The sequence below is a fragment of the Aeromicrobium phragmitis genome (assembly GCF_003674095.1).
GTDB classification, from domain to species: domain Bacteria; phylum Actinomycetota; class Actinomycetes; order Propionibacteriales; family Nocardioidaceae; genus Aeromicrobium; species Aeromicrobium phragmitis.
Genome location: NZ_RDBF01000273.1, coordinates 1 through 303, shown reverse-complemented (window position 1 = coordinate 303; position 303 = coordinate 1). Strand labels below are relative to the sequence as shown.

Genomic DNA, 303 nt, shown 5'->3' with positions numbered 1-303 from the left:
GGAGGACACCCAGGCGGTGCTCGCGCGGTACCCCGATCTTCGAGCCGGTGACCTTCCCCTCGACTTCCTGCAGCACAAGGAGCCCAAGCTGCTCGCCGACTCGCTGGAGCCGGTCGACTGGCCCGCGGACCCGTCGATGGAGTGGTGCCCGCCGGGCCACGGTGATCTCTACACGGCCCTGCTGACGTCGGGCGTGCTCGACCGGCTCATCGACGAGGGCTACCGGTACGCCACCGTCTCCAACTCCGACAACCTCGGCGCCGCGCCCGACCCGCAGATGATGGCGTGGTTCGCGCAGTCCGG

1 protein-coding gene is annotated in these 303 nt (G+C 70.3%); it reads left to right on the top strand.

All coding sequences use genetic code 11. The annotated features are described in order from the left end of the window. Window positions 1-303, top strand: a 303-nt coding sequence (locus D9V41_RS17310) for a UTP--glucose-1-phosphate uridylyltransferase (protein ID WP_208006951.1), incomplete at both ends; no start/stop codon positions are given.